The sequence below is a fragment of the Ruegeria sp. BHSB056 genome (assembly GCF_059613305.1).
Genome location: NZ_JBXWSG010000124.1, coordinates 1 through 7620, shown reverse-complemented (window position 1 = coordinate 7620; position 7620 = coordinate 1). Strand labels below are relative to the sequence as shown.

Annotated in this window: 9 protein-coding genes and 1 riboswitch; of the genes, 4 read left to right on the top strand and 5 right to left on the bottom strand. The window is 59.8% G+C overall.

The window, feature by feature from the left end:
- Window positions 1-558, bottom strand: a 558-nt coding sequence (gene xseA / locus AC2FND_RS18990) for an exodeoxyribonuclease VII large subunit (RefSeq protein WP_496771289.1), incomplete at its 3' end; no start/stop codon positions are given.
- A gap of 76 nt (window positions 559-634) precedes the next feature.
- Here xseA and purD point away from each other — a divergent pair.
- Window positions 635-1903, top strand: a complete 1269-nt coding sequence (purD, locus tag AC2FND_RS18985) for a phosphoribosylamine--glycine ligase (RefSeq protein ID WP_209595857.1) — start codon at window positions 635-637, stop codon at window positions 1901-1903.
- Window positions 1904-2037: 134 nt separating this feature from the next.
- Here purD and AC2FND_RS18980 read toward each other — a convergent pair whose 3' ends face one another.
- Window positions 2038-2781 (bottom strand): FG-GAP repeat domain-containing protein, encoded by a 744-nt coding sequence (locus AC2FND_RS18980; RefSeq protein WP_496771288.1) that lies wholly within the window; start codon window positions 2779-2781, stop codon window positions 2038-2040.
- Window positions 2781-3104, bottom strand: coding sequence for a 2Fe-2S iron-sulfur cluster-binding protein (locus tag AC2FND_RS18975; protein WP_209504265.1), 324 nt, complete (start codon window positions 3102-3104; stop codon window positions 2781-2783). The genes AC2FND_RS18980 and AC2FND_RS18975 overlap by 1 nt, the downstream gene beginning before the upstream one ends.
- 127 nt (window positions 3105-3231) lie before the next feature.
- Here AC2FND_RS18975 and AC2FND_RS18970 point away from each other — a divergent pair, with 127 nt between their 5' ends.
- Together AC2FND_RS18970 and AC2FND_RS18965 are read left to right on the top strand one after the other, a co-directional pair.
- Window positions 3232-3603, top strand: a complete 372-nt coding sequence (locus AC2FND_RS18970) for an OB-fold nucleic acid binding domain-containing protein (protein WP_480967775.1) — start codon at window positions 3232-3234, stop codon at window positions 3601-3603.
- A 240-nt stretch (window positions 3604-3843) separates the two neighbouring features.
- A complete protein-coding gene (locus tag AC2FND_RS18965) occupies window positions 3844-4341 on the top strand; it encodes a hypothetical protein (RefSeq protein ID WP_496771287.1) in 498 nt (165 codons plus the stop codon).
- A gap of 148 nt (window positions 4342-4489) precedes the next feature.
- On the opposite strand, the gene AC2FND_RS18960 is transcribed toward AC2FND_RS18965, so the two are convergent.
- Entirely contained in the window at window positions 4490-5446 is a 957-nt protein-coding gene (locus AC2FND_RS18960; protein WP_496771286.1) for a calcium/sodium antiporter, read from the bottom strand.
- Between the two features lie 132 nt (window positions 5447-5578).
- Window positions 5579-6277 (bottom strand): glutathione S-transferase N-terminal domain-containing protein, encoded by a 699-nt coding sequence (locus tag AC2FND_RS18955; RefSeq protein WP_496771285.1) that lies wholly within the window; start codon window positions 6275-6277, stop codon window positions 5579-5581.
- Between the two features lie 123 nt (window positions 6278-6400).
- Window positions 6401-6478, top strand: a riboswitch (SAM riboswitch).
- A gap of 60 nt (window positions 6479-6538) precedes the next feature.
- Here AC2FND_RS18955 and AC2FND_RS18950 point away from each other — a divergent pair.
- On the top strand, window positions 6539-7620 hold a 1082-nt coding region (locus AC2FND_RS18950; protein ID WP_496771284.1), incomplete at its 3' end, for an aminotransferase class I/II-fold pyridoxal phosphate-dependent enzyme.

Sequence of the window (7620 nt, the reverse complement as noted above, 5' to 3'; positions counted from 1 at the left end):
GTTTGCACCCTGCACGGCCACCGGCCAGATCAGCACCTTGCGCGGGAACCTGTCCCGAAGCCGGTGCAGAATGTCACGGATCACCGCGCCCGAAGGCGATGTCACAACGCCGATGATCTGCGGAAGATACGGCAGGGGCTTCTTACGCTCGGGCGCAAACAAACCTTCGGCCTCAAGCTGTTTCTTGCGCTTTTCCAGCAAAGCCATAAGCGCGCCCTGACCAGCGACCGCAACTTCATCGACATTCAGGTTGTATTTGGATTGCGCGCCAAAAGCGGTCAGGCGACCGGTGACGACTACCTCCAGCCCTTCCTCTGGCACGACCGAGAGGCTGGAAACCTGACCTTTCCATGTCGTGCAGGCCAAAACGTTCCGGTCGTCCTTGATGTCGTAGTACAGGTGCCCGGATCGAGCCTTGAACACGCGCCCGACTTCACCGCGCACGCGGATTCGTCCGAACGCGCCTTCCAGCGTGCGCTTCACCTCGCCTGAGACCTCGGAAACCGTGTATTCAGGGGTGTTTTGGCCCGGAATCGGGTCATCAAGCAGGTCGGACATTTCAGCGCCTTGTTTCAAATGCTCACCCAGCTTAGAACGCCGCGCAGGCGAGGCCAAGCAGATCGGAGACGACCCCATGAACATCCTTATTCTCGGCAGCGGCGGGCGCGAACACAGCCTGGCCTGGGCGGTGATGCAAAACCCCAAATGCGACCGTCTGATCGTGGCGCCGGGCAATGCCGGGATCGCTCAGATCGCGGATTGTGCCGCTCTGGATATCGAAAACGGCGGGGCCGTTGTCAGCTTTGCCGAGGAAAACGCGATTGATTTTGTGATTGTCGGCCCCGAGGCCCCCTTGGCCGCCGGAGTGGCGGATCGCCTGCGCGAAGCCGGGGTGCTGGTTTTCGGACCGTCCGCCGAAGCGGCCCGGCTGGAAGCCTCAAAAAGCTTTACCAAGGAAATCTGTGACGCGGCACATGCGCCCACCGCTGCCTATGCGCGGTTCACCGCGCCCGAACCCGCCAAGGCCTATATCCGCGAACAGGGCGCGCCCATCGTGGTCAAGGCCGATGGTCTGGCCGCCGGCAAGGGCGTGATCGTGGCCATGGACGAAGACACGGCACTTGACGCCATTGACGACATGTTCGGCGGTGCCTTTGGTGGCGCGGGGGCCGAGGTCGTGATCGAAGAGTTTATGGACGGCGAAGAAGCGTCTTTGTTTGTTCTGTGCGACGGCCAAGACATCCTGTCCATCGGCACGGCACAAGACCACAAGCGGGTGGGTGATGGTGACACGGGCCTGAACACCGGGGGGATGGGCGCCTATTCTCCGGCGCCGGTTCTGAGCGCGGAAGTTGAAGCGCGTGCGATGGAAGAGATCGTGCGCCCCACCATTGCCGAGATGAAGCGCCGGGGCACGCCGTTTCAGGGAATTCTCTATGCAGGGCTGATGATCAAGGACGGCCAGCCGCGCCTTGTGGAATACAACGTCCGTTTTGGGGACCCGGAATGTCAGGTCCTGATGATGCGTCTGGGCGCGCAGGCGATGGACCTGTTGCATGCCACCGCCGAAGGGCGGCTGGGCGAGATGCGGGTCAACTGGGCCGATGATCACGCGATGACGGTCGTGATGGCGGCCAAAGGTTATCCGGGAACCTACGAGAAGGGCACGGTCATCAAAGGATTGGACAGCTTGCCCGAGGACAGCAGCAATATGGTGTTTCATGCGGGCACAAGCGAGGCCGCGGGGCAGGTGCAGGCCGTCGGCGGGCGCGTTCTGAACGTGACCGCGCGCGGAAAAACGCTGCAAGAGGCGCGCGACCGGGCGTACCAAATGGTTGATGCCGTGGATTGGCCCGAAGGGTTCTATCGCAGCGATATCGGCTGGCGCGCTTTGGAGGGATGATCGGGCAGGGGGCTTTGCCCCCTCGGCCTTGCGGCCTCCCGGCGCTGCGCGCGTTTGCGGTCGAAATCGTCCGCTGGACGATTTCTTTTCAACCACTCACCCTCCAGGATCTTTTGGCCAGATGAAGAAGCGGATCAGCAATTCAGGGCTGATGTAAGACTGTCGCGCTGTTTGAGCGGACCGAGGTCCGTCAGATGCCAGCCATCCTGATAGGAAACACGGATGATCCGCGACCAGTCTGCGCTGGCGAGGATCATTTCGGGATGGTCGCCACAGCTCCTCAGGCCGCCGGAAATGACATCCTCACCGATCTTGTGGTTGGTCAGGCCGGGCAGAGCAGCGATTTCGGTCAGTCCACCATCTTTGAAGCGCCAGATGCGCAGGGTTTTGGCCAGGTGGGGGCGATCAATATAGGCGATCTCGATATTGCCGTCACCATCCAGATCAGCAGCACCGACCGGGGCGAGCCAGCGGAATCGTGCGCCGATATGAGGTGTGGCTGCGATTTTTTCTCCAGCGGCGTTGTAGATCGCAAGCTGAGCGCCGGTTGTGTCCTGCGTTTCAACGACAATTGCTTCGACCGCGCCGTCCCTGTCGATGTCTGCCAGACGCGGCGCAAGGTCTTCGAATACACGGTCCTGTGGCAGGCGAACCGTTACGACTGTGTCATTGACCACAAGTTCCAGCGCGCCGTATTCGATATTGTCACCCAAAACGCCATGCGCGTATCGCGTGGTTGGTTCCGCGAAGCGGGCGTCGGTGATGGTATCCGCCGCGACGGCGATTGGCAGCGCGCACCACAGGCCAAAAGGGAGCAAAGCGCTGCGCACCCGACATTGCCACAGGCGGGCGGGCTGACGCGGCGCTTTGTTGGGCATCAGATCTGCTTTTCAGGCATCTGGACAATCAGGCCGTCCAGCGCGTCGGTCACCTTGATCTGGCAGGTCAGGCGCGAGCGGGCCGGGTCGGGCTCATAGGCGAAATCCAGCATGTCCTCTTCCATGTCGTCCTTGGCCGGGATTTTCTCGACCCAGTCGGGGTGAACATAGACATGGCAGGTCGAGCAGGCGCAGGCACCGCCGCAATCGGCCTCGATGCCGGGAATATTGTTGTCACGGGCCCCTTCCATGACGGTCAGTCCGTTGGCGACCTCGACAGTGTGCTCGGTACCGCCATGCTCGACATAGGTGATCTTTGCCATTGCGTGCGTCTTCCTTTTGCGATGTTCGAAACCTTCCTTAGTGAAGGGAGTTAGGTGTTTCCAGCCTCATTTGCGACTCCTTACGCCGTGTCTGGACTTTCCTGTATTTTGTTCTATTTTTGTTCTCATGCTTGTTGCCCCTTTTCACCGCGCGGTTTCAAACCGGGACTGGCCGCGACCGCCGTCCTGTCTGCCCTCCGCCCAGCTGGAGGCCCCGCCCGAAGGGGCGCGTGTGGCCGTGGCCGGGCTGGTGATCCTGCGGCAGCGGCCGGGGACGGCCAAAGGCGTGATCTTTCTGACGCTTGAGGATGAGACCGGGATCGTCAACGTGGTGGTCTGGCGCAAAATCTACGAACGCTTCCGCCGTGCGGTGATCTCGGGGCGGTTGCTGAAGGTGACAGGCCGGATGCAGCGGGCGCATTCGGTGACCCATGTGATCGCGGAAGAGATCGAGGATATCTCGGACATGCTGGACCTGCTGGTGCAGGGGCAGGGTTAGGTCTGTCGTGCGGATCAATCCAACATTCTCCGTCGCAGTGCCGCAAACCCGCGCCTGGAGAGCGGGCGATATGTTTTCTTTGCCTCAAATGTGTGTTTAAGGCGCTTTTCCGCCACTTGAATGCGGGATGGTCGACTCTCCGGCGCCGGGCGCGTAGTGACACGCATCTTTGCGCATCGGCTTGTGTCAAAGCTCGGGCCGGATTGCGCATCACTCAACGTCTTTTCAGAGTCAGTTCGGATGCCCAACGCAACACACCAAGGATCGCTCGAAAAAACCGTCTCACGGGACGAAAGCCGGATTTCCGACCGTCTGGCAGAGCTCTCGGAACTCACACGTTCTGCGGGGTATGTTCACACCGCCCGAATGATCGATGAGGCGTTGAGCGCTTATTCCTTTGAGCGCAGACAGGCTGAGACTGCAAAAAGGCTTCGGTCAGAGTTGCAGCATGTCAAGCGGATTGAAGCGTCGCGCTCGTCTGACGAAACGGATCGAAAGCCGCATTTGGTTCCGAACTTTCGGTCCCGGCGGTCGGCAAAACCCGATGGGATGCTGTTCGACAGGGCCGAGCGTTCTGACGATGCAGCCCAGAAAGCCGGGCCGCGCAAAGGGCAGGCCGCATTTGTCCTGACGACCCGGATGCGTGTTGACGGGCGGAACGTTGCAAGGCTGCGCAATGGGCACTGGACAGGTATTTCCATGTCTTTCCCCGCGGAACCTGAATTCCAGTTTCGCTGACAGGTCGCCCCGCGCCAAGGATCCGCCGCCGGGGGCGCTGGTCGTGTTAGAGCGGGGCGGAGTAACCTGGTACGGGGGCAAAACGGGCCATAACTGCACCGCTGTAACGGTCGGTTTCACTAAACAGCCAGGCTATCCGAGTGAACGTTTACCGAACCAGAAGCACACCAAGATAGACAATGTAAGCAAGCACAAAGAGCCCGCCCTCGCGCCGACTGATTGACCAGCCGCTTCGGGCAAAACCGATAAGGACAAGCGTTGAGGCACACAGAACCCAGATATCGAGACGAATAATCTCGCCAGGGATGACCATAGGTTGCACCAGAACGGTTACGCCAAGGATACCCAAGATGTTGAAGATGTTACTGCCCAAGACGTTCCCGAGTGCGACATCTCCCTCACCTTTCCGAACTGCGATGATTGAAGTGACGAGCTCCGGCATTGAGGTTCCGATTGCAACAATCGTCAGCCCGATTACCGTCTCCGAAAGCCCCGCTGTCTCAGCAAGAGACACGGCACCTGTCACCAAGAACTTTGCCCCAAATATCGTAATCGCCAGCCCTGCAACGGTGATCAGCAACGACACGGCAAGCGATGTTTCTGAGCCGACTACGGCTTCTGCTTCGTTCTCGTAGACAGCTGCGGCTGGCGTGCCTTCGGACCTATACTCAGACCACAGAGTGAAGCTCAGGTAGGCCGCCAAGGTGACGACAAGCCCTGCGCCGATCAGCCGGCTGATTTCGCCGTATAGAACTACGCTTAAACAAACGAGAGTTACTATCACGACCGCCGTACCATCCCGGCGGAGTGCTCTCGGATTCACGGCGATAGGCGCGATGAGTGCTGCGATGCCGAGTATCAGAAGAACGTTTCCAATGTTGCTGCCGACAACATTCCCAATCGAAATGCCTGAAGAACCGGAAAGCGCGGCTTGCAAGCTTGTAACCAGTTCCGGTGTTGACGTTCCGAAGCCGACCAGTGTCAGTCCGATGACCATCGGTGATATACCGAACGACTTGGCAGCAGAAACCGATCCGCGCACTACCAATTCGCCACCGATCACTAAGCCAACAAGGCCAAATACGACAAATAACGCCGCGTACATCTTGAGTGGGTCTTTCTGAAGGATTTCCGTCGCTCATGTAATGATTTGCCAAACCTATACAATAGCAAAGGCGGATATTCGAGCATCACGCAGCACACGTCAGATTGGCTGCAAACCGGCCATGGAACAAACCTACCGCTTGAACAAAACGCTCTGCGCCTGCTTGTCTCGGTGATCCCCTCGCAACTCGGCATACAACGCGCGTCCGGCCTGAACGGCTGGGCGGGCGCTGACGGTCTCCAGCCAGTGGGCAAAGTGCGGTTTGTCCTCCAACACCTGCTGCTGGCCTTCCCACAGGCTGGCCCAGCCCCAGATCGACATGTCGGCGATGGAATAGAAATCGCCCGCGACATACTCGTTTTCGGCCAGCCGCCGGTCCAGTACGCCGTAAAGCCGCGCGACCTCGGCGCGGTAGCGGTCCTTGGCATAGGGCAGGTCCTGCGGCGGGTCCAGTTGCGGGGCGTACTTCAGGAAGTGATGCGCCTGACCCGCCATCGGACCAACGCCGCCCATCTGCCACATCAGCCATTCCTCGACCGCGATCCGGTCACGCTCGGACGTGCCATAGAACCGCCCGGTCTTGCGGGCCAGATACATCAGGATCGCGCCGCTTTCGAAAACCGAAATAGGTGCGCCACCCGGCCCGTCGGGATCGACAATGGCGGGCATCCGGTTGTTGGGCGCGATCTTCAGGAATGCGGGATCGAACTGGTCACCCTTGCCGATATTGATCAGATGGGTGGTGTAGGGCAGCTCCATCTCTTCCAGGGCGATGGAAACTTTCCAGCCATTCGGTGTCGGCCAGAAATACAGATCAATCGGGTCAGCCATGTGTTCTCCTGATGTTGACGGGGATCATGCGGGTTTCTGCCGGTTCGGCAAGTACCGCTTACGAAAGCGTGACCAAAGCGCAGGCCGGGCTTGACCGCGAACCGCCCGAGGCGTATTGCGATCCTGAAGCTACGTGGCGATTTGTTACCGGATTGCGGGCCACGCTAAACAACACCGCTAAAAGGTCAGGATGAAAGACCCCTTTCGCTTGGCCGCGTCTGGGGTTTTTTGTTTGCCTCCCCCGAGGCTGAAAGGAATGAGATGAGCGAGAACTGGAACAAACGCACCCAAGCCGTCCATGGCGGCATCCGTCGCAGCCAGTATAACGAGGTGAGCGAGGCGATTTTCCTGACGCAGGGTTTCGTCTACGAAAGCGCGGAACAGGCCGAGGCCCGGTTTCTGGAATGTGGCCCGGACGAGTTCATCTATGCCCGTTACGGCAACCCAACCGTGTCCATGTTCGAACAACGCATCGCGGCGCTGGAAGGTGGCGAAGATGCCTTTGCGACGGCCTCGGGCATGGCCGCCGTCAACGGCGCTCTGACCTCGATGCTGAAAGCCGGGGACCATGTCGTTTCGGCCAAGGCGCTGTTCGGCTCGTGCCTCTATATCCTTGAAAACATCCTGAGCCGCTATGGCGTGGAGGTGACCTTTGTGGACGGCACCGATCTTGAGCAGTGGAAGGCTGCGATCCGCCCGGACACCAAGGCCGTTTTCTTTGAATCCATGTCGAACCCCACGCTAGAGGTGATCGATATCGCTTCTGTGGCCGATCTGGCCCATGCGGTCGGAGCCGTTGTCGTGGTGGACAACGTGTTCTCGACCCCGGTGTTCTCGCGCGCGATCCAGCAGGGTGCGGATGTGGTCGTCTACTCAGCGACCAAGCATATCGACGGGCAGGGCCGTGCGCTGGGCGGTGTCATCATCGGAACCAAGGACTTCATCCGCGGAACAGTTGAACCCTATCTCAAGCATACCGGTGGCGCACTGAGCCCGTTCAATGCGTGGATCATGCTCAAGGGTCTTGAGACGATGGCGCTGCGGGTCAATGCACAGGCCGAAAGCGCGCAAAAGATTGCCGAGGCACTGGAAGGGCACCCGGCATTGGAACGGACGCTTTACCCCGGTTTGAAAACCCATGCCCAAAACGCACTGGTTCAGACCCAACTGGGCGGCAAGGGCGGAACCGTGTTGTCGCTGGACATCAAGGGCGGCAAGGATGCGGCTTTCGCCTTCCTGAATGCGATGACCATCCCGGTGATTTCGAACAATCTGGGCGATGCCAAATCCATCGCGACGCACCCGGCGACAACAACGCACCAGCGTCTCAGCGACGCGCAGAA

Coding starts and splice junctions, on each gene's coding strand:
- purD (WP_209595857.1), top strand. CDS start 635: ATGAACATCCTTATTCTCGGCAGCGGCGGGCGCGAACACAGCCTGGCC.
- AC2FND_RS18980 (WP_496771288.1), bottom strand. CDS start 2,781: ATGCCCAACAAAGCGCCGCGTCAGCCCGCCCGCCTGTGGCAATGTCGG.
- AC2FND_RS18975 (WP_209504265.1), bottom strand. CDS start 3,104: ATGGCAAAGATCACCTATGTCGAGCATGGCGGTACCGAGCACACTGTC.
- AC2FND_RS18970 (WP_480967775.1), top strand. CDS start 3,232: ATGCTTGTTGCCCCTTTTCACCGCGCGGTTTCAAACCGGGACTGGCCG.
- AC2FND_RS18965 (WP_496771287.1), top strand. CDS start 3,844: ATGCCCAACGCAACACACCAAGGATCGCTCGAAAAAACCGTCTCACGG.
- AC2FND_RS18960 (WP_496771286.1), bottom strand. CDS start 5,446: ATGTACGCGGCGTTATTTGTCGTATTTGGCCTTGTTGGCTTAGTGATC.
- AC2FND_RS18955 (WP_496771285.1), bottom strand. CDS start 6,277: ATGGCTGACCCGATTGATCTGTATTTCTGGCCGACACCGAATGGCTGG.